We start from the raw sequence: 20,822 nt of genomic DNA, 5'->3' as shown, positions 1-20,822 counted from the left end.
ATGTCCACCCTGCGCGTCACCGCCGAAGTCCTCACCGTCCACCCCCATCCGAACGCCGACGCCCTGGAACTGGCCCAGGTCGGGCTCTACCGGGCCGTCGTCGCCAAGGGCGCCTACCGGACCGGCGACGTCGCCGTCTACATCCCGGAGCAGGCGGTGCTGCCCGCCGCGCTCGTCGACGAGCTCGGGCTCACCGGGCGGCTCGCCGGGAAGCGCTCGGACCGGGTGAAGGCCGTGCGGCTGCGAGGGGAGCTCTCACAGGGGATCGTGTGCAGGCCCGGGGCGCTCGGGGACGCCGACCTGGCACGGGCCGCGGCCGAGGGGACCGACTTCGCGCAGACGCTCGGCATCGTCAAGTGGGCGCCGCCGATACCGCCGACGATGAGCGGCGACGTCGAGGCCGCGCCCGACCTGCTGCCCTGGGTCGACATCGAGAACCTCCAGCGCTACCCCGGCATCTTCGAGCCCGGGGAGCCCGTCGTCCTGACGGAGAAGCTGCACGGCACGGCCTGCCTGCTGACCTACCACGCCGAGGAGGGGCGGGTCCAGGTCTCGTCGAAGGGCTTCGGGGCGAAGGGTCTCGCCCTCACGGAGGACCCGCGCAACCTGTACTGGCGCGCCGTCCACGGCCACGGCCTGCCCGCCGTCGCCGAGCGGCTGGCGAAACGTCTCGGCGCCCGCCGCGTCGGCCTCTTCGGCGAGGTGTACGGATCCGGGGTGCAGGACCTCGCGTACGGCGCCGACGCCCGGTCCACGACCGTCGGCTACGCGCTCTTCGACGTCTCGGCCGAGATCGACGGCCGGGTGCGCTGGCTGGACCCCGCGGACGTCCTGGAGGCCGTCGAGGTCCCGCTCGTCCCGCGGCTGTACTCCGGCCCGTACGACCTGGACACCGTCCTCGCCCACGCGACCGGCCGGGAGACCGTCTCCGGGCGGGCGGCGCACCTGCGGGAGGGCGTCGTCATCCGGCCCGCGACCGAGCGGTACAGCCCGGTCGTCGGCGGCCGGGCCATCGCCAAGGCGGTCAGCCCGGCCTACCTCACCCGCAAGGGCGGCACCGAGTACGAGTGAGACGCGGGGCTCAGCCGAGCGCGCGGAACAGGCCCTCCTGCACCACCGACACCAGCAGCCGTCCCTCGCGGTCGTAGATCCTGCCCCGCGCGAGTCCCCGACCGCCCGTGGCGATCGGGGACTCCTGGTCGTAGAGGAACCACTCGTCCGCGCGGAACGGGCGGTGGAACCACATCGCGTGGTCCAGCGAGGCCATGTCGAAGCCGCGCGGGCCCCAGAGCGGCTCGACCGGGATCCGGACCGCGTCCAGGAGCGTCATGTCCGAGGCGTACGTCAGGGCGCAGGTGTGGACCAGCGGGTCGTCGCCCAGCGGACCGACGGCCCGCATCCACACCGCGGAGCGCGGGTCCGCGCCCTTGACCTCCTCCGCGGTCCAGCGCAGCCGGTCCACGTACCGGATGTCGAAGGGCTGGCGGCGGGCCATCCGCTCCAGGGCCTCCGGCAGCGCCCCGAGGTGCTCGCGGATCTCGTCCGCGAGGTTCGGCAGGCTGTCCGGGTCGGTCAGGTGCCGCGGCGGCAGCTGATGCTCGAAGGCGCCCTCCTCCGGCTGGTGGAAGGAGGCCGTCAGATTGAAGATCGTCCGCCCCTCCTGCACGGCAGTGACCCGGCGGGTCGTGAAGGAGCGCCCGTCCCGCACCCGCTCCACCTGGTACACGATGGGCACCCCCGGCCGGCCCGGCCGCAGGAAGTAGGCGTGCAGCGAGTGCACCGGCCGGTCGCCCTCCGTGGTGCGTCCGGCCGCCACCAGGGCCTGCCCGGCGACCTGCCCGCCGAAGACCCGCTGCAGCGACTCCTGCGGGCTGCGCCCACGGAAGATGTTGACCTCGATCTGCTCCAGGTCGAGCAGGTCCACGAGCCTCTCGGCGGGATTCGTCACGGCTGAACTCCCCTTCTACAGCTGTCCGACGGACGTCACACGGACCACCGCGCGGCCCTCCTCGTCGGAGGCCGCGAGATCCACCTCCGCGCTGATGCCCCAGTCATGGTCGCCGTTCGGGTCGGCGAAGGTCTGCCGGACGCGCCACAGGCCGTGCGCCGCGTCCTCCTCGATGGCGAGCAGCTTCGGGCCGCGCGCGTCCGGGCCCGTACCGAGGTCGTCGTACTCGTCCCAGTACGCGTCCATCGCGTCGCCCCACGCGTCCGCGTCCCAGCCGGACTCGGCGTCCAGCTCCCCGAGCGCGGTCAGGTTGTCGAGGGCGGCGAGCTCCACCCGGCGGAACATGGCGTTGCGCACCAGGACCCGGAAGGCGCGGGCGTTGGCCGTGACCGGCTTGACCTGGTCGGCCTTCTCCTGGGCCTCCTCGGCCGTCTGGACCTCCGGGTTGGCGAGCTGCTCCCACTCGTCGAGCAGCGAGGAGTCCACCTGGCGCACCATCTCGCCCAGCCAGGCGATCAGGTCCTCCAGGTCCTCGGTCTTCAGGTCGTCCGGGATGGTGTGGTCGAGCGCCTTGTACGCGCTCGCGAGGTAGCGCAGGACGATGCCCTCGGTCCGCGCCAGCTCGTACCAGGAGGTGAACTCGGTGAAGGTCAGCGCCCGTTCGTACATGTCACGGATCACCGACTTCGGCGACACCGGGTGGTCGCCGACCCACGGGTGCGACGTCCGGTAGACGTTGTACGCGTGCCAGAGCAGCTCCTCCAGCGGCTTCGGGTACGAGATGTCCTGGAGCCGCTCCATCCGCTCCTCGTACTCGACGCCGTCCGCCTTCATCTGCCCCACCGCCTCGCCGCGCGCCTTGTTCTGCATGGCGGCGAGGATCTGGCGCGGGTCGTCGAGCGTCGACTCCACGACCGAGACCATGTCCAGGGCGTACGAGGGGGACTCCGGGTCCAGCAGGTCGAAGGCGGCGAGCGCGAACGTCGACAGCGGCTGGTTGAGCGCGAAGTCCTGCTGGAGGTCGACCGTCAGCCGGATCCTGCGGCCCTCGGCGTCCGGGGTGGGCAGCTGCTCCACGACCCCGCCGTCGAGCAGCGAGCGGTAGATCGCGATGGCCCGGCGGATGTGCCGCAGCTGCGCCTTGCGCGGCTCGTGGTTGTCCTCGAGGAGCTTGCGCATCGCCTCGAAGGCGTCGCCCGGCCGGGCGATCACCGAGAGCAGCATGATGTTGGTGACCTTGAAGCGGGAGGTCAGCGGCTCCGGCTCGGCGCCGATGAGCCGCTCGAAGGTGGTGTCGCTCCAGGCGACGAAGCCCTCGGGGGCCTTCTTGCGGACCACCTTGCGGCGCTTCTTCGGGTCGTCGCCGGCCTTGGCGAGCGCCTTCTCGTTCTCGATGACGTGCTCGGGTGCCTGGGCGACCACGTAACCGGCGGTGTCGAAGCCGGCCCGGCCGGCCCGGCCCGCGATCTGGTGGAACTCACGGGCGCGCAGCGTGCGCACCCGGTTGCCGTCGTACTTGGTGAGGGCGGTGAAGAGCACCGTGCGGATCGGCACGTTCACGCCCACGCCGAGGGTGTCCGTCCCGCAGATCACCTTGAGCAGGCCTGCCTGGGCCAGCTTCTCGACGAGCCGCCGGTACTTCGGCAGCATGCCCGCGTGGTGCACGCCGATGCCGTGGCGGACGTAACGCGAGAGGTTCTGGCCGAACTTGGTGGTGAAGCGGAAGTTGCCGATCAGCTCGGCGATCTTGTCCTTCTCCTCGCGGGTGCACATGTTGATGCTCATCAGCGACTGCGCGCGCTCGACGGCCTGCGCCTGCGTGAAGTGCACGATGTAGACCGGTGCCTGCCGGGTCTCCAGGAGCTCCGTCAGGGTCTCCGTGATCGGGGTGAGCACGTACTCGTAGGAGAGGGGCACCGGGCGGGACGCGGAGCGGACCACGGAGGTCGGCCGGCCCGTGCGCCGGGTCAGGTCCTTCTCGAACATCGACACGTCGCCGAGCGTCGCCGACATCAGGACGAACTGCGCCTGGGGGAGTTCCAGGAGCGGGATCTGCCAGGCCCAGCCGCGGTCCTGCTCGGCGTAGAAGTGGAACTCGTCCATGACGACCTGGCCGATGTCGGCGTACCTGCCGTCCCGCAGCGCGATCGACGCCAGCACCTCGGCGGTGCAGCAGATGATCGGGGCGTCCGCGTTCACGGACGCGTCGCCGGTCAGCATGCCGACGTTCTCGGTGCCGAAGAGCTTGCACAGGTCGAAGAACTTCTCCGACACCAGCGCCTTGATCGGCGCCGTGTAGAACGTCACCTGGTCGTTCGCGAGCGCGGTGAAGTGCGCCGCCGCCGCGACCAGTGACTTTCCCGAACCGGTGGGCGTGGACAAGATCACGTTGGCGCCGGAGACGACCTCGATCAGCGCCTCTTCCTGGGCCGGGTAGAGCGTGATGCCCCGGTCCTCGGCCCAGGAGGAGAAGGCCTCGAAAAGGGCGTCGGGGTCGGCGGTGGGCGGCAGCTGATCGATAAGGGTCACGCCCCCATCTTGCCTGGATTCCGCTCGGATGAGGGAACCGGCCACGGGCGGCCAAGATCACGGACGATAGGCTCGTCCGTCGACCGGTCGTCAACTGAGCGCCGGCAGGGGAGAAACGGGGCGGACCGACCATGATGGGACCGGCGCATTCGCTGTCCGGAGCGGCGGCCTGGCTGGGCGTCGGAGCGCTGGCGGCGGCCTACGACCGGCCGATGCCCTGGCCGGTTCTCGTCGTCGGCGCGCTCATCTGCGCGGGCGCCGCACTCGCCCCCGACCTCGACCACAAGTCCGCGACCATATCCCGCGCCTTCGGGCCGGTCTCCAAGCTCCTCTGCGAGATCGTCGACAAGCTGTCGTACGCCGTCTACAAGGCGACCCGCTCCACGGCCGACCCCCGCCGGTCGGGCGGGCACCGGACCCTCACCCACACCTGGCTCTGGGCGGTCCTCATCGGCGGCGGCGCCTCCGCCGCGGCGGTCACCGGCGGCCGGTGGGCGGTGCTCGCCCTCCTCTTCGTCCATCTGGTGCTCGCCGTGGAGGGCCTGCTGTGGCGGGCCGCCCGGATGTCCAGCGACGTCCTGGTCTGGCTGCTCGGCGCGACCAGCGCCTGGATCCTCGCGGGCGTCCTCGACCAGCCCGGCAACGGCGCCGACTGGTTCTTCACCGGCCCCGGCCAGGAGTACCTGTGGCTCGGCCTCCCGATCGTCCTCGGCGCCCTCGTCCACGACATCGGGGACGCACTGACCGTCTCCGGCTGCCCGATCCTGTGGCCCATCCCGGTCGGCCGGAAACGCTGGTACCCGGTCGGCCCGCCGAAGGCCATGCGCTTCCGGGCCGGCAGCTGGGTCGAGCTCAAGGTCCTGATGCCCGCCTTCATGCTCCTGGGCGGCGCGGGCGGCGCCTCCGCTCTCGGGTTCATCTGAGGGGTACGGAAGGGGTACGCGGGCGGGGGAGTGCGCGACGAGGGGGCCCGCACCGGACAACCGGTGCGGGCCCCCTCTCATCGCCGCCGGGACGGTCAGCCGTGCCAGGACCGCCACAGCGCCGCGTACGCCCCGTCCGCCTCGACCAGCTCCGAGTGGCTGCCGAGCTCGCTGATCCGCCCGGACTCGACCACCGCGATCAGGTCGGCGTCGTGCGCGGTGTGCAGCCGGTGCGCGATGGCGACGACCGTGCGCCCGTCCAGGACCCGGCCGAGCGAACGCTCCAGGTGCCGGGCCGCCCGTGGGTCGAGCAGCGAGGTCGCCTCGTCGAGGACCAGGGTGTGCGGGTCCGCGAGCACGAGGCGGGCCAGCGCGATCTGCTGGGCCTGCGCCGGGGTGAGGGACCGGCCGCCTGAGCCGACCTCGGTGTCCAGGCCCTCGTCGAGACCCCGCGCCCAGACCTCCGCGTCCACCGCCGTGAGCGCCGCCCACAGGTCCGTGTCGGACGCCCCGGTCCTGGCCAGGAGCAGATTGTCCCGGAGCGTGCCCACGAAGACGTGGTGCTCCTGGTTGACCAGGGCCACGTGCTCACGGACCCGCTCGGCGGGCATCCGCGCCAGTTCCGCGGCGCCGAGGGTGACCGAACCGGTCCGCGGGGCGTAGATGCCCGCGAGCAGCCGCCCGAGGGTGGACTTGCCCGCACCCGACGGGCCCACGAGCGCGAGCCGGGTGCCGGGGGCCACCTTCAGGGTCACCTCGTGCAGCACGTCGACGCCCTCGCGGTAGCCGAACCTGACCTCGTCGGCCCGGACGGCCCGGCCCTCCGGCCGCACCTGCGCGTCGCCCGCCTCCGGCTCGATGTCCCGGACGCCGACGAGCCGTGCCAGCGACACCTGGGCGACCTGGAGCTCGTCGTACCAGCGGAGCACGATCCCGATCGGCTCCACCAGCATCTGCGCCAGCAAGGCGCCCGTCGTCAGCTGGCCGACGTCGATCCAGCCCTGGAGCACGAACACCCCGCCGAACAGGAGCACGGAGCAGAGCACCGTCATATGGGTGACGTTGACGACGGGGAAGAGCACCGAGCGCAGGAAGAGCGTGTACCTCTCCCACGCGACCCATTCGGAGATGCGCCGGTCCGACAGGGCGATCCGGCGGGCGCCGAGGCGGTGCGCCTCGACCGTGCGGCCCGCGTCGACCGTCTCGGCGAGCGCGGCGGCCACCGCCGCGTACCCCGCGGACTCCGAGCGGTACGCCGAGGGCGCCCGCCTGAAGTACCAGCGGCAGCCGACGATCAGCAGCGGCGCCGCGAGCAGCGCGACCAGCGCGAGGGGAGGAGCCGTCACGGCGAGACCGCCGAGCAGCAGCCCCACCCACACGACGCCGATGGCCAGCTGGGGCACGGCCTCGCGCATCGCGTTGGACAGCCGGTCGACGTCCGTGGTGATCCGGGAGAGGAGATCGCCGGTACCGGCCCGTTCGAGGACGCCCGGAGGCAGACCGACCGCACGGACGAGGAAATCCTCCCGCAGGTCGGCCAGCATCTCCTCGCCCAGCATCGCCCCGCGCAGCCGGACGAGACGCACGAAGAACGTCTGGACGACCAGGGCGACCGCGAACAGCGCGACCGTACGCTCCAGATGCAGCTCGCGTGCTCCCGAGGCCAGGCCGTCCACCACCGAGCCGAGCAGGTACGGGCCGGCCATCGAGGCGATCACGGCGACCGTGTTCACCCCGATCAGCACGGCGAAGGCCCGGCGGTGGCGGTGCAGCAGTTCGCGGACGTAGCCGCGGACGGTCGCGGGGGCGGCGACGGGCAGTGTCGTCGCCGTCGTCGGGGCCGCCGGGTCGTAGTCGGGCGGCGCCAGGCCGATCATGCCGATTCCCCTTCCAGTGCTTCGATCCCGCCGAGGCGGGGGACCGCCGTGCCCAGTTCCTCGTCGGTCTCGCGGGTGACGACCGCGCGGTAGCGGGGCTCCCGCGCCAGCAGCTCCCGATGGGTGCCGACGGCGACCGCCTGGCCCTCGTGGACCAGGACGACCCGGTCGGCGCGGTCCAGGAGCAGCGGAGAGGACGCGAGGACCACCGTGGTCCTGGCCTCGCGCAGCTCGCTGATGCCGGCGGCGACCCGGGCCTCGGTGTGGGCGTCGACCGCCGAGGTGGGCTCGTCGAGGACGAGCACCCCCGGGTCGGTCACCAGGGACCGGGCGAGCGCGAGCCGCTGCCGCTGGCCGCCGGAGAGCGACCGGCCCCGCTCGGTGATCCGGGTGCTCATCGGATCGCCGTCGGTGTCCACGGAGGCCTGCGCCAATGCGTCGAGGACGTCCTCGCACCGGGCGGCGGCCAGGGCCCGCCCGGGGAGCACCTCGCCGGAGCGGGGGACGTCGAGCAGCTCGTGGAGCGTGCCCGAGAGCAGGACCGGGTCCTTGTCCTGGACGAGGACGGCCGTACGTGCGCTCTCCAGCGGCAGTTCGTCGAGCGGGACCCCGCCGAGCAGGACCGAGGTGTGGTCCGTGCCGGGTTCGGCGGGATGGCCGCCGAGCCGGTCCGCGAGCCGCCCGGCGAGGTCCGGGTCGCCGCAGACGACCGCGGTGAAGCGCCCGGCCGGCGCGAGCAGCCCGGTCAGCGGGTCGTACAGGTCGCCGGTCGCCTCGCGGTCCTCGCCCCCGGCGTCGGTGGTGGTGGACGTACGGGTCAGGGCGAGCACCCGGGCGGCGCGCTTGGCGGACGGCCGGGAGAAGGAGAAGGCCATCGCGATCTCCTCGAAGTTGCGCAGCGGGTACAGGGTCAGCGCCACGGTGCTGTAGACGGTGACCAGCTCACCGACCGAGATCCGCCCGTCGAGCGCGAGTCGCGCCCCGTACGCCACCACGACGATGAGCAGGATGCCGGGCAGCACGACCTGGGTCGCGGAGATCAGCGCCCACATGCGCGCGCTGCGCACGGCCGCCCTGCGGACCTCCTGGGAGGCGGCGCGGTAGCGGCCGAGGAACAGCTCCTCGCCGCCGATGCCGCGCAGGACACGGAGTCCGGCGACGGTGTCGGAGGCCAGTTCGGTGGCCTTGCCCGCCTTCTCGCGCTGGACGTCCGCCCGGCGGGTGGCGCGGGGGAGGAGCGGCAGCACGGACAGGGCGAGGAAGGGGATGCCGATGGCCACGACGACGCCGAGGGACGGCTCGTAGAAGAGGAGACCGACGCAGATGATCACCAGGACGACGGCGCCCGCGGCGAACCGGGAGAGGGCCTCGACGAACCAGCCGATCTTCTCGACGTCACCGGTGGAGACGGCGACGACCTCGCCCGCGGCGACCCGCCGGGTCAGCAGGGATCCCAGCTCGGCGGTCTTGCGGGAGAGGAGCTGCTGGACCCGGGCGGACGCCGTGATCCAGTTGGTGACGGCGGTGCGGTGCAGCATCGCGTCACCGGCGGCGATCGCCGCGCCCATGACCACGAGCAGCACTCCGGCGAGGGCGAGGCGCCCGCCGTCGCGGTCGACGACGGACTGGACGGCGATGCCGGTGCCGATCGGCAGTCCGGCGATGCCCAGGTGGTGCAGGAGCCCCCAGAGCATGGCCTTCGTCTGCCCGGCGAGTTGGCGGCGGCCGAGCCAGACGAGGAGCCGGGTGCCCGAGCGGACATCGGGGACCCCTGGGTCGGCGTACGGAAGATCTCGAATCTGCATGGCGTCCCAGGGTCTCCGGGTGTGGTCTGGGGAAACGCGCGCCGGGGGTGTGCGACGGCGGGGAGCGGGGATGGAAACCGTGCAAGGTTCGCCCTCTTCCCCGCCCGGCGGCAATCGAATTTCCCCACGACGGAACAGATCGCGCCATGCCCAACAGGGCGAGGGCAGCCGGTCCGTCACCGGCGGCCCCGACCGGGCGAGGAGACCGCCCCGCGCACCTCACCGTCACCGAGGACGCGCCGGGCACCGCTGAACACGGCGGTGCCCGGCGCCCCGTACGCGGGGCCGGGCACCGTACTGTCAGGCGGGCTTCACCGAGTCCACGCCCGAGCGGGCCGCGGCCCACTCCCCGCGCGTGAAGTCGGGGATCTCCTGCGGCGCGCCCTTGGCCTTGATCGAGGCGTCGCTCAGCGGCAGCGGCGCCGTCCAGACGGCGGCGTCGTACACGTCGAAGTCCGGCGTGAGCCCGAGCCGCATGCACTGCATCAGCCGGTAGACCATCAGATAGTCCATGCCGCCGTGGGCGCCCGGCGGGTTGGCGTGGTCCTTCCAGAGCCAGTGGTCGAACTCGGCCGCGTACGCCGAGAAGTCGCCCCACCGGTCGTCCTGGTGGTCCGGCTCGATGTAGACCCGGGCGGGGTAGTCCTCGAAGACGCCCCTGGTACCGCCCAGACTGTTCACCCGGCTGTACGGGTGCGGGGTGGACACGTCGTGTTCGAGGCGGATCACCCGCCCCTTGGCCGTCTGGACCAGACTGATCGTCCGGTCGCTCCCGGTGTACGACTCCTTCCAACTGGGGTCGCCAGCCGCCACGTTCGCCTCGCGGTACTCGGCCAGACCCAGCGCCGGCGTGCCGAAGCTGCTGATGCTCACCGCCCGGTCGCCCCGGTTGACGTCCATGTAGGTGGCCACGGGACCGAAGCCGTGGTTGGGGTAGAGGTCTCCCCTCATCCGCGTGTGCCACAGTCGACGCCAGGGGCCCTCGTAGTACGTCGGGGAGAAGAGCAGACCGCGCAGGTCGTGGTTGTACGCCCCCGCGCCGTGCAGCAGTCGCCCGAACTTGCCGGCGTGCGCCATCCGCAGCACCCGCATCTCGTTCCGGCCGTAGCAGCAGTTCTCCAGCTGCATGCAGTGGCGGCGGGTCCGCTCCGACAGGTCGACCAGGTCCCACAGCTCGTCGAGCCGCATGGCGACCGGACACTCCACACCGACGTGCTTGCCGTTCAGCATCGCCGCGCGGGCGATCGCGAAGTGACTGTCCCAGGGCGTGGCCACGTACACGAGGTCGACATCCGAGCGGGCGCAGAGCTTCTCGTAGTCGTTCTCGCCGTTCGTGTACAGGGCGGGGGCGGGCTGCCCGGCGGCGGTGACCTCGGCGGCCGCCCGTGCGGCCTTGTCCCGTACGGGGTCGCAGACGGCGGTCACGCGGACCCCGGGGAGCGAGAGGAAGTGGCCGATCATGCTGCCGCCACGGTTGCCGAAACCCACGATGCCGACACGGACAGTGGAGCGCCGTTCGAAGGGGACCCCGGCCATGGTGGCCCCCCGACGGCTCGGCGCGGCCACGGTCCCGGCAGGAGCTGAGGCGGGGGCGGGGACGGCCGCCTCGGCCGTCCCGGCGGACGGGCCGCCGAGGGCGCCGGCGCCCAGGCCCGCGCCGACCGCCGCGGCGGCCCCGAGGGCCTGACGGCGGCTCGGGGCGTGGGGCGTCTGCTCGTTCATGGAACCTCCCGGACCGAGTGCACGGCCGTCCCGTCGGATGGTCGGACTGTACTGTTCCGAAGCGGGCGCCGAGCGTTACGGAACACCCGCCGTCACCCGAACAGACGAAGGGCCCCTCACCGATGGGTGAGGGGCCGACGGGTGCCGTCCTGGCCGGCCGTCAGGGGCGCGTCGCACGCTCCAGGGCGAGGAGCACCGATCCGTAGTCGCGGCCCGTGGCCCGCTCCATCCCGATCTCGCACATCCGGTTGGCCGAGAGGTGCGCGTCGAAGCTCCGCGCCGTGACCTCGGCCGCCTCACGGGCGGTCGCCGAGGCCGTCAGCTCCGGGTGCAGCATCCCCCGGTCGCCCGCGAAGGCGCAGCAGCCCGCGTCGGCGGGGACGACGACCTCCTCCGCACAGGCCTCGGCGAGCACCGTCAGCTTCTCCTCGTCGCCCAGGTGCCGCATGGAGCACGTCGGGTGCACCACGGCGGAGCCGACGCGGCGCCGCACGTCGAGTCGCGGAAGGAGTTCGTCCGCCGCCCACACCAGCGAGTCCACCACCGTCATCTCCGCGTGCAGCGCCCGGTTGTCCTCCGTCAGGTACGGCACCACCTCGTGCGCGATGCCGAGCGTGCACGAGGACGCGTCGACCACCAGTGGCAGCGTCCCGCCCGCCGTCCACCCCCAGGCCGCCTCGACGATCCGGTTCGCCATCAGTTCGTTGCCCCGCCGGTACCCCTTGGAGTGCCAGATCGTCGCGCAGCACGTACCGGTCACGTCGTCCGGAATCCACACCGGTCTCCCCGCCCGCGCCGACACCGCGACCACCGCCTCGGGGAGCGAGGGCCCGCGGTCGCCGTCCGGGCCGCCGAAGATCCGGTTCACACAGGCCGGGTAGTAGACGGCGACCGCCGCCGGACGGTGGGTGCGGGGCAGCCGCCGGGCCGCCGCGCCGGGGATCTGCGGCAGCCACTCCGGCACGAGGTCCTTGCTGACCGCCCGGCGGGCCAGGCGCGTCACCGACTCCAGGACCCGGTCGCCGATCCGGTCCGCCGCCGCGACGGCGAGCCGCGCGGACGCCTCCACGGCGCGGAAGTTCCTCGCCGCGAGGGCGGCCGTCCGCTCCTCGCGCGGCGAGTGCCGCTCGTGCCGGAACTCCTTCATCAGGGCGCCGGTGTCGATCCCCACCGGGCAGGCCAGCGCGCAGGTCGAGTCACCGGCGCAGGTGTCGACGGCGTCGTAGCCGTACGCCTCCAGGAGACGGGTCTCCACGGGGGAGCCCGTGCCCTGCCGCATCATCTCCCGGCGCAGCACGATCCGCTGGCGCGGAGTGGTGGTCAGGTCCTGGCTGGGACAGGTCGGCTCGCAGAAGCCGCACTCGATGCAGGGATCGGCGATCGGCTCCACGGACGGGATCGTCTTCAGACCGCGCAGATGGGCGAGCGGGTCGCGGTCGAGGACGATCCGCGGCGCCAGCACCCCCGCGGGGTCGAGGGCCTCCTTGACGCGCCACATCAGGTCGGTCGCCTTCGTCCCCCACTCCAGTTCGAGGAAGGGCGCGATGTTGCGGCCGGTGGCGTGCTCCGCCTTCAGCGAGCCGTCGAAGCGCTCCACGGTCAGTTTGCAGAACTCGTCCATGAAGCGCGCGTACCGCTCGATGTCGGAGGGGTCGGCCGCGTCGAAGGCCAGCAGGAAGTGGAGGTTGCCATGTGCGGCGTGCCCGGCCACCGCCGCGTCGAAGCCGTGCCGGGACTGGAGGTCGAGCAGTTCGGCGCAGGCCTCCGCGAGCCGGGCCGGGGGCACGGCGAAGTCCTCGGTGATCAGGGTCGTGCCGGAGGGGCGGGAGCCGCCGACCGCCGTCACGAAGGCCTTGCGGGCCCTCCAGTACCCGGAGATTCTCCACGGGTCGCGGGTGAACGCGTTCTCCACGGACGCCACCGGGGCCACCAGGTCGAGCCCGGCGAGCACGTCCCGCGCGGCCCGTTCGTACGCCTCGCGCGCCGCCTCGTCCGGCGCCCGGAACTCGACCAGGAGCGCCGCCGTCTCCTTGGGCAGCCCCGCCCAGTCCGCGGGCACGCCCGCCACGCTCACGGACGCCCTCAGGGTGTTGCCGTCCATCAGCTCGACGGCCAGCGCCCCGGCCTCGTTGAAGAGGGGCACGGCGGCGGCCGCCGCCGGCAGGGAGGGGAAGAAGAGCAGCGCAGTGGAGACCTCCCGGTCCAGGGGCACCGTGTCGAAGACGACCTCCGAGATGAAGCCGAAGGTGCCCTCGGAGCCGACCATGAGGCCCCGCAGGATCCGTACCGGGGTGTCGCCGTCGAGGAAGGCGTCGAGCCGGTAGCCGTTGGTGTTCTTGATGGCGTACTTGGCACGGATCCGGTCGGTCAGCTCGGCGTCCGCCTCGATCTCCGCCTTGAGCGCCATCAGCTCCGCGCACAGCCTCGGCTCGGCGCGCGCCAGTTCCTCGTCGGCGGCCGGGTCGGCCGTGTCGACGACGGTCCCGCTCGGCAGCACGACGGTGAGCGAGGAGACGGTCCGGTACGAGTTGCGGGTCGTCCCGGCCGTCATGCCCGAGGCGTTGTTGGCGACGACCCCGCCGATCGTGCAGGCGACGGCGCTGGCCGGATCCGGACCCAGGACCCGCCCGTGCGGGGCGAGCGCCGCATTGGCCCGGGCGACGGTGGTGCCGGGACGGATCCGGGCGCGCGCGCCGCCGTCCAGGACCTGGACACCGACCCAGTGGCGGCGCACGTCGACCAGGATGTCCTCGCCCTGCGCCTGCCCGTTGAGACTGGTCCCGGCGGCCCGGAACACCACCTCGCGGCTTTTGCCGTGCGCGTAGGACAGGACCGTGGAGATGTCGTCGATGCTCTCGGCGACCACGACGACCTGGGGCACGAAGCGGTACGGGCTGGCGTCCGAGGCGTACCGGACGAGGTCGGAGATCTTCGACAGGACCTTCTCCGCGCCGAGGAGCTCCGTGAGCTCCTCCCGCATCCGCCGTGGGGTACCCCCCGCCCGGAGCTCCGGGACGCGGTCCGGCGCCGGACTCCGCCTCGTGCCGGGACGAAGGGCCTGCGGGTTCGGCTCGAACAGCGGCATGTCACGGCTTCCCTTCGGCGCGTCCCCGCACCCGAGCGGTCAGCAGCCGCCCTCCGGGCCGGGGTCGACCAGGGCGGTCAGCAGACCTCCGAGCACCTCGCGCTGTGCGGCGGTCAATGGAGCAAGGATGTCCTCTGCGGCCGCCCGGCGCGCGCTGCGCAGCTCCCGCAGCGTGGCGCGGCCCGCGTCGGTGAGCTCGATCCGCACGACCCGCCGGTTGCTCGGGTCGGGCACCCTGCGCACCCGGTCGACGGCCTCCAGGCCGTCGACGAGACTGGTCACCGCGCGGGGGACGACCTCCAGGCGGGCGGCGAGATCGGCCATCCGCGGCGGCTCCCCGAAGTGCGCGACCGTCCGCAGCAGCCTGGACTGGGCGGGGGTGATACCGACCGGCTCCAGGTGGCGCTTCTGGATGCGGTGGAGCCGCCGGGTCAGGCGGAGGAGCTGCTCGGCGAGGAGCCCGTCGGCATCGGTCCTGGTCAGCGGGTCGGTGGCGGTCGACGGGTCGGAGGCGGTCATGCGGGAACAATAACAGGACGACGTTCATTGTGAGTATAGGTAACAATGGGCTAGGGTCCTCGTCGGCTTCCCCACCCACGGTCGACCCCGACACCCACGAAGGAGCCCATGCGCCCCCACGACCAGTCCGACTGGACGCCTCCGCCACGCGACTCCGCACGACCGAAGGAGCCCGCGCAGCTGCGGCGCATCCTGGGACTCTTCCGCCCCTACCGGGCGCGCCTGGTCGTCGTCGGCCTCCTGGTCGGCGCCGCCTCGCTCGTCACGGTCGCCACACCCTTCCTGCTCAAGGAGATCCTGGACACCGCGATCCCCCAGGGCCGCACCGGGCTGCTCAGCCTGCTCGCCCTCGGCATGATCGCCACCGCCGTGCTGACCAGCGTCTTCGGCGTGCTCCAGACCCTGATCTCCACCACCGTCGGCCAGCGCGTCATGCACGACCTGCGCACCGGGGTCTACGAGCAGCTGCAGCGGATGCCCCTCGCCTTCTTCACCCGCACCCGCACGGGCGAGGTCCAGTCCCGCATCGCCAACGACATCGGGGGCATGCAGGCGACCGTGACCTCGACGGCCACCTCCCTCGTCTCCAACCTCACCGCCGTCGTCGCGACCGTCGTCGCCATGCTCGTCCTCGACTGGCGCCTCACGCTGGTCTCGCTGCTCCTGCTGCCGGTCTTCGTCTGGATCAGCCGGCGGGTCGGCCGCGAGCGCAAGCGGATCACCACCCAGCGGCAGAAGCAGATGGCCTCCATGGCCGCCACCGTCACCGAGTCCCTCTCGGTCAGCGGCATCCTGCTCGGCCGCACCATGGGCCGCGCCGACTCCCTGACCAGGTCCTTCGCCGAGGAGTCCGAGCGCCTGGTCGACCTCGAAGTGCGCTCCTCCATGGCCGGACGCTGGCGGATGTCCACCATCGGCATCGTCATGGCCGCGATGCCCGCCCTCATCTACTGGGCCGCCGGGGTCGCGGTCGGCTCGGGCGGCACGGAGATCTCGATCGGCACGCTCGTCGCCTTCGTCTCGCTCCAGCAGGGCCTGTTCCGGCCCGCCGTCAGCCTGCTCTCCACCGGCGTCCAGATGCAGACGTCCCTCGCGCTCTTCCAGCGGATCTTCGAGTACCTCGACCTGCCCGTCGACATCACCGAACCCGCCGAGCCGGTCCGGCTCGCCGAGATCCGCGGGGAGGTCGCCTTCGAGAAGGTCGAGTTCCGCTACGACCCCGAGGGCGAGGGCCGCCCGACCCTGGACTCCATCGATCTGACCGTCCCCGCCGGGGGCACCCTGGCCGTCGTCGGCCCCACCGGCTCCGGCAAGTCGACCCTCAGCTATCTCGTGCCGAGGCTCTACGACGTCACCGGCGGCCGTGTCACCCTCGACGGGGTCGACGTGCGCGACCTGGACTTCGACACCCTCGCCCGCGCGGTCGGCGTCGTCTCCCAGGAGACGTACCTCTTCCACGCCTCCGTCGCCGACAACCTCCGCTTCGCCAAGCCGGACGCCACCGACGAGGAGATCGAGGCCGCCGCCCGCACCGCCCAGATCCACGAGCACATCGCCTCGCTCCCCGAGGGGTACGACACCCTGGTCGGCGAGCGCGGCTACCGCTTCTCGGGCGGCGAGAAGCAGCGCCTGGCCATCGCCCGCACGATCCTTCGCGACCCGCCCGTGCTGATCCTCGACGAGGCGACCAGCGCGCTGGACACCCGTACGGAGCACGCGGTGCAGCAGGCCGTCGACGCCCTCTCCGCCGGCCGCACCACGATCACCATCGCCCACCGGCTGTCCACCGTCCGTGACGCCGACCAGATCGTCGTCCTGGAGGCGGGAAGGATCGCGGAGCGCGGCACGCACGACGAACTGCTCGCGCGTGACGGGCGGTACGCGGCCCTGGTCCGCAGGGACGCCCGGGGCACCCTCGGCACCGCCCCCGGAGCCGAACAGGCGAACGTGGGAGCGGTTGTTCCCCAGAACGTGTGATCGTGCCGGGAATCGTTGCCCAACTCCCGTACGGCGTCGGAGGATTGCGGTGCGCGATCGACGGGCTGCAGACCGTGGCCGCGCATGTCCCATCGATGCGTAGTCCCACTGATGTACCTGTACGAGGAGAAGCACCACCATGAACGTGATCACCGATCTGCTCGCCGGCGTCCTCCACTTCCTGGGATGGCTCGTCTGACGCTCGCAGTGCCCGGCGCCGCCGGTTCCCCGTCCCAGGGGGCCGGCGGCGCCGCCGCGTGCGCGGGTTCCCCGGATTCCGGTACGGGTCGGGTTAGCGTGCGGCCATGACGTACCGGCCGCCGTCCCCGTACGCACCCGCACGCCGACGCCCCCGACGCCTCTCCCTCCCCCGGCCGCCCCGGCCCGCCCGCCGCCCCCGCCTCACCCGGCGCGGCCGGCTGGCGCTCGTCCTCGGAGCGGTTCTCGTGGTGGCCGCCGGGATCACCGTCCCGCTGCTCCTGGCCAGGGACGAACCAGCGGTCGAGCAGCCCCGGATGCTGCTCGTCCCCGAGGGCTGGCGGGCCGGTCAGGTCTACACGGCCGTCGACCGGGCGCTCGGTCTGCCCGAGGGGACCGCGCGGAAGACCGCGACCGCGCCCGCGACCGGCCTGCCGCTGCCCCAGGCGGCCGGCGGCAACCCCGAGGGCTATCTCTTCCCCGCCACCTATCCGGTGCGCTCGGCCACCACCCCGGAGGGCCTGCTGCGCTTCATGGTGGACACCGCCGTCAAGCGTCACGGAGCCGGGCGGATCGTCCAGGGGGCGAAGGCGCGCGGGTTGAGCGTGTACGAGACGGTCATCGCGGCCAGCATCGTGCAGGCCGAGGCGGACAACCCGGAGGACATGGCGAAGGTCGCCCGGGTCGTCCACAACCGGCTCGCCCGGGGCATGGCCCTGCAGATGGACTCGACCCTCAACTACGCGTTGTCCCGCAGCACCCTGGACACGACGCACGAGGACACGCGGACCAGGAGCCCGTACAACACCTACGAGCACAAGGGTCTGCCGCCGACACCCATCGGCAACCCGGGGGACCAGGCCCTGGACGCGGTGATCCGGCCGGCGGACGGCGACTGGCTCTACTTCGTCACGGTGGGCCCGGGAGACACCCGGTTCACGGCCGACTACGCGGCCCACCAGGTCAACGTGGCCGAGTTCAACGCGCTCCGGGGCGCCCAGAAGGGCTGAGCCCGGTTCACCCGGCCGGGGCGACGGTGGCCCTGGCAGCCGGCGAGGTGACGCCGGCCAGCTGCGTCCGCGCGGCGGCGGGCGCGCCGCGCAGGAGCCGGCGGATGTCGGAGACGGCCGCGCGGCCCGCCCGGTTGGCGCCGATCGTCGAGGCCGAGGGACCGTAGCCGACGAGGTGGACGCGCTCGTCCCGTACCGCACGCGTCCCCTCGACCCGGATGCCTCCGCCCGGTTCGCGCAGCCGCAGCGGGGACAGATGGTCGATCGCCGCGCGGAAGCCGGTCGCCCAGAGGATCACGTCCACGTCGACGCTCCGGCCGTCGTCCCAGGCCACCCCGGTCGGCGTGATCCGGTCGAACATCGGGAGGCGGTCCAGGATCCCGCGCGCGCGTGCCGAGCGGATCGCGTCGCTCAGGGGCAGCCCGGTGACCGAGACGACGCTCTGCGGGGGCAGTCCGCGCCGCACCCGCTCCTCGACGAGCGCGACGGCCGCCCGGCCCTCCGCCTCCCCGAAGGGGCCCTCGCGGAAGACCGGCTCGCGCCGGGTCACCCAGAACGTCCCGGCGGCCACGTCCGCGATCTCCATGAGGTGCTGGGTGCCGGAGGCGCCGCCGCCGACGACGAGGACCCGCTTGCCGGTGAACTCCGCCGGGCCGGGGTATCCGGCGGTGTGCAGCTGGAGCCCCCGGAAGGTCTCCTGGCCGGGATAGCGGGGCCAGAAGGGGCGGTCCCAGGTGCCGGTGGCGTTGATCAGGGCGCGGGGGGCGTACCGGCCCTCGGAGGTCTCGACGAGGAGCCGTCCGTCGTCTCCCTCCCGGACGGCGGTGACGTCGACGGGCCGGCGGATCCGCAGGTCGAAGGTGCGCTCGTACGTGTCGAAGTAGGCGCCGATCACCTCCGACGAGGGCCGCGCGGGGTCGGCGCCGGTCAGCTCCATGCCGGGCAGCGCGTGCATTCCGTGGACCTTGCCGTACGTGAGGGAGGGCCACCGGAACTGCCAGGCGCCGCCCGGCGCCGGGGCGTGGTCGAGGACGACGAAGTCCCGGTCCGGTTCGAGTCCGGCGCGGCGCAGGTGGAAGGCGGCCGAGAGTCCGGCCTGTCCGGCGCCGATGACGACCACGTCCACGGGCGTGGGCCGCTGCTCCCGGGCCGCCCCGGCCGCTGCTTCTTCGACCACGAAATCGTTCACGGTTCTACTAACCAGGGGGAGGGTGGGGATCTTCCCGCGCGCGGGGGGCGGTGTCGTGACGTCAGGAGGGTGAGGAAGTGATCCGGAGGGCGGAGAGAGGAGAGTGGAGGGCGGGGAGTGGAGAGCTTGGCCGGAATGCGCCTTGCGGAAACCGTCCAGGACCCCCCTTTCGCTCCTTGGTAAGGTTAGGCTAACCTCTGCGACGTGCAAGCAGCTGAAGAGACCGCCGCGACCCCGCGTCCCCCCGGTCATGAACTCTCGGCCACGGGCGTCACGGTGGCGTACGAAGGCGTCGACGTCGTCCACGACGCCGCCATGACGCTGCGCCCCGGCGAGGTGACCGTGCTCGTCGGTCCCAACGGCAGCGGCAAGTCGACGCTGCTCCGCACGATCGCACGGCTTCAGCAGCCGCGGACCGCCACCCTCGTCCTCGACGGCGCCACCGACTGCCTCGCGCTGAGCCCCCGTCAGTTCTCGCGCCATGTCGCCCTGCTCACCCAGGGACGCCCCACGCCCAGCGGACTGACCGTACGGGACCTCGTCGAGTTCGGCCGTTACCCCCATCGCGGACGCTGGGGCAAGGCCGACCCGGGCGGCCGGGCCGCGGTGGACCGCGCCCTCGCCATGACCGGCGTCGCCGAACTCGCCGGACGCGGAGCCGAGCACCTCTCCGGCGGCCAGCTCCAGCGCGTCTGGCTGGCCGGCTGCCTCGCCCAGGAGACGGGCGTCCTGCTGCTCGACGAACCGACCACCTATCTCGACCTCCGCTACCAGGTCGAACTCCTCGACCTCATGCGTGACCTGGCGGACGACCACGGCATCGCCGTCGGCGCCGTCCTCCACGACCTCGACCAGGCCGCCGCCGTCGCCGACCGGATCGTCCTGCTCGACGCGGGGCGGGTCGTCGCCGACGGCGCCCCGGCGGACGTCCTGACGCCGGAGCGCCTGACCGGCACGTACGGCATCCGCATCGAGGTCGACACCGACCCCCTCACCGGCCGGCTCCGCACCCGTGCGATGGGCCGCCACCACTCGCGAAGCGAAAGGCTCAGCACCACCTCATGAGACGCCTCCTCCTCACCGCGGCGGCCGCCACCACCGCGGCCCTCACCCTGACCGCCTGCGGCACCACCGAGCCCGCCGCGGACGACGCGAAGAAGACCACCGAACGCATCACCCTCACCGACGCCTCGGGCGCCGAGGTGGAGCTCGACGGCCCGGCCAAGAAGGTCGTCGGGACCGAGTGGAACGTCGTCGAGAGCCTCGTCTCGCTGGGCGTCGACCCGGTCGGCGTCGCCGACGTCAAGGGCTACAAGACCTGGGACACGGCCGTCCCGCTGAAGAACGAGCCCAAGGACATCGGCACCCGCGGCGAGCCCAGCACGGACACCGTCGCCGCGCTCGCCCCCGACCTCATCGTCGCGACCACCGACCTGCCGCCGGCCGCCGTGAAGCAGCTCCGCAAGATCGCCCCGGTCCTGGAGCTGCGCGCCGCCGACGCCGCCAACCCCATCGGTCGGATGACCGAGAACCTCGACCTCATCGCCAAGGCCACCGGCACCACGGAGAAGTCCGCGGAGCTCAAGAAGCGGTTCCAGGCGAAGCTCGACGAGGGCAGCAAGGCACTGGCCGCCGCCGGCCTTGCGGGCGCGAAGTACGCCTTCGCCGACGGCTACGTCGTCTCCAACCAGGTCTCCGTCCGGCCGTTCACCAACGGTTCGCTCATCGGCGCCGTCAACGAGAAGCTCGGCCTGAAAAACGCCTGGACGGTCAAGGGCGACCCGGCCTACGGCCTCGCCGCCACCGACGTCGAGGGCCTCACCAAGCTCGGCGACGTCCACTTCGCCTACGTCGGCAACGACGGCGACGCGGCCAGCACCCCCTTCACCGGCGTCCTCGCCAAGGACAAGGTCTGGACGTCCCTGCCGTTCGTCAAGAAGGGGAACGTCCACCGCCTGCCCGACGGCATCTGGATGTTCGGCGGCCCCGAGTCGATGAGCACGTACGTCGACTCCGTCGTCGCCGCCCTGACGAAGTAGC

14 protein-coding genes are annotated in these 20,822 nt (G+C 72.6%); 6 read left to right on the top strand and 8 right to left on the bottom strand.

The features are described from left to right. Positions 1-1,071, top strand: coding sequence for an RNA ligase (ATP) (locus ABZ567_RS19505; protein ID WP_360791364.1), 1,071 nt, complete (start codon positions 1-3; stop codon positions 1,069-1,071). 10 nt (positions 1,072-1,081) lie between these two features. Here the strand turns inward: ABZ567_RS19505 and ABZ567_RS19500 are convergent, their stop codons facing one another. Continuing rightward, on the bottom strand, positions 1,082-1,948 hold the full coding sequence (locus ABZ567_RS19500) for an acyl-CoA thioesterase II (protein ID WP_360791361.1): 867 nt from the start codon (positions 1,946-1,948) through the stop codon (positions 1,082-1,084). A 15-nt stretch (positions 1,949-1,963) separates the two neighbouring features. Further along, entirely contained in the window at positions 1,964-4,477 is a 2,514-nt protein-coding gene (locus ABZ567_RS19495) for a DUF3516 domain-containing protein (RefSeq protein WP_360791358.1), read from the bottom strand. A 131-nt stretch (positions 4,478-4,608) separates the two neighbouring features. On the opposite strand from ABZ567_RS19495, the gene ABZ567_RS19490 reads away from it, so the two are divergent. Beyond that, positions 4,609-5,400, top strand: coding sequence for a metal-dependent hydrolase (locus tag ABZ567_RS19490; protein ID WP_360791355.1), 792 nt, complete (start codon positions 4,609-4,611; stop codon positions 5,398-5,400). A 95-nt stretch (positions 5,401-5,495) separates the two neighbouring features. Here the strand turns inward: ABZ567_RS19490 and ABZ567_RS19485 are convergent, their stop codons facing one another. The 5 genes from ABZ567_RS19485 to ABZ567_RS19465 form a co-directional block, all read right to left on the bottom strand. After that, the gene (locus ABZ567_RS19485) at positions 5,496-7,277 is read right to left on the bottom strand and encodes an ABC transporter ATP-binding protein (RefSeq protein ID WP_360791352.1); all 1,782 of its coding nucleotides are present in this window, start codon (positions 7,275-7,277) and stop codon (positions 5,496-5,498) included. After that, positions 7,274-9,082 carry an ABC transporter ATP-binding protein gene (locus tag ABZ567_RS19480; protein ID WP_360791349.1) on the bottom strand — a complete coding sequence of 603 codons (1,809 nt, stop codon included), beginning with the start codon at positions 9,080-9,082 and terminating at the stop codon, positions 7,274-7,276. Before ABZ567_RS19480 ends, ABZ567_RS19485 begins: the two co-directional genes overlap by 4 nt. A gap of 300 nt (positions 9,083-9,382) precedes the next feature. After that, positions 9,383-10,804, bottom strand: coding sequence for a Gfo/Idh/MocA family oxidoreductase (locus tag ABZ567_RS19475; protein ID WP_360791346.1), 1,422 nt, complete (start codon positions 10,802-10,804; stop codon positions 9,383-9,385). 160 nt (positions 10,805-10,964) lie between these two features. Next, positions 10,965-13,889, bottom strand: coding sequence for an FAD-binding and (Fe-S)-binding domain-containing protein (locus ABZ567_RS19470; protein WP_360791344.1), 2,925 nt, complete (start codon positions 13,887-13,889; stop codon positions 10,965-10,967). A 39-nt stretch (positions 13,890-13,928) separates the two neighbouring features. Beyond that, positions 13,929-14,408 carry a MarR family transcriptional regulator gene (locus ABZ567_RS19465; protein WP_360791341.1) on the bottom strand — a complete coding sequence of 160 codons (480 nt, stop codon included), beginning with the start codon at positions 14,406-14,408 and terminating at the stop codon, positions 13,929-13,931. Between the two features lie 108 nt (positions 14,409-14,516). On the opposite strand from ABZ567_RS19465, the gene ABZ567_RS19460 reads away from it, so the two are divergent. Beyond that, the gene (locus ABZ567_RS19460; protein WP_360791338.1) at positions 14,517-16,385 is read left to right on the top strand and encodes an ABC transporter ATP-binding protein; all 1,869 of its coding nucleotides are present in this window, start codon (positions 14,517-14,519) and stop codon (positions 16,383-16,385) included. Between the two features lie 305 nt (positions 16,386-16,690). After that, positions 16,691-17,593, top strand: coding sequence for an endolytic transglycosylase MltG (mltG, locus tag ABZ567_RS19455; RefSeq protein ID WP_360791335.1), 903 nt, complete (start codon positions 16,691-16,693; stop codon positions 17,591-17,593). Positions 17,594-17,600: 7 nt separating this feature from the next. On the opposite strand, the gene ABZ567_RS19450 is transcribed toward mltG, so the two are convergent. Next, positions 17,601-18,719, bottom strand: coding sequence for an NAD(P)-binding domain-containing protein (locus tag ABZ567_RS19450; RefSeq protein ID WP_360791706.1), 1,119 nt, complete (start codon positions 18,717-18,719; stop codon positions 17,601-17,603). A gap of 267 nt (positions 18,720-18,986) precedes the next feature. Here ABZ567_RS19450 and ABZ567_RS19445 point away from each other — a divergent pair, with 267 nt between their 5' ends. Then, on the top strand, positions 18,987-19,847 hold the full coding sequence (locus ABZ567_RS19445; protein ID WP_360791332.1) for an ABC transporter ATP-binding protein: 861 nt from the start codon (positions 18,987-18,989) through the stop codon (positions 19,845-19,847). Beyond that, entirely contained in the window at positions 19,844-20,821 is a 978-nt protein-coding gene (locus tag ABZ567_RS19440; RefSeq protein ID WP_360791330.1) for an iron-siderophore ABC transporter substrate-binding protein, read from the top strand. Before ABZ567_RS19445 ends, ABZ567_RS19440 begins: the two co-directional genes overlap by 4 nt. Position 20,822 lies beyond the last annotated feature (1 nt).

This window comes from Streptomyces sp. NPDC016459 (assembly GCF_040632845.1).
Classification (GTDB): domain Bacteria; phylum Actinomycetota; class Actinomycetes; order Streptomycetales; family Streptomycetaceae; genus Streptomyces.
Note: the sequence above shows the minus strand (reverse complement) of the source record. Positions and strands in the feature narration are given on the sequence as shown.

Bases quoted from the DNA above. Each gene is read 5' to 3' on its own strand.
- ABZ567_RS19480 (WP_360791349.1), bottom strand. From the start codon at position 9,082: ATGCAGATTCGAGATCTTCCGTACGCCGACCCAGGGGTCCCCGATGTC.
- ABZ567_RS19490 (WP_360791355.1), top strand. From the start codon at position 4,609: ATGATGGGACCGGCGCATTCGCTGTCCGGAGCGGCGGCCTGGCTGGGC.
- ABZ567_RS19460 (WP_360791338.1), top strand. From the start codon at position 14,517: ATGCGCCCCCACGACCAGTCCGACTGGACGCCTCCGCCACGCGACTCC.
- ABZ567_RS19475 (WP_360791346.1), bottom strand. From the start codon at position 10,804: ATGAACGAGCAGACGCCCCACGCCCCGAGCCGCCGTCAGGCCCTCGGG.
- ABZ567_RS19485 (WP_360791352.1), bottom strand. From the start codon at position 7,277: ATGATCGGCCTGGCGCCGCCCGACTACGACCCGGCGGCCCCGACGACG.
- ABZ567_RS19465 (WP_360791341.1), bottom strand. From the start codon at position 14,408: ATGACCGCCTCCGACCCGTCGACCGCCACCGACCCGCTGACCAGGACC.
- ABZ567_RS19440 (WP_360791330.1), top strand. From the start codon at position 19,844: ATGAGACGCCTCCTCCTCACCGCGGCGGCCGCCACCACCGCGGCCCTC.
- mltG (WP_360791335.1), top strand. From the start codon at position 16,691: ATGACGTACCGGCCGCCGTCCCCGTACGCACCCGCACGCCGACGCCCC.
- ABZ567_RS19505 (WP_360791364.1), top strand. From the start codon at position 1: ATGTCCACCCTGCGCGTCACCGCCGAAGTCCTCACCGTCCACCCCCAT.
- ABZ567_RS19470 (WP_360791344.1), bottom strand. From the start codon at position 13,889: ATGCCGCTGTTCGAGCCGAACCCGCAGGCCCTTCGTCCCGGCACGAGG.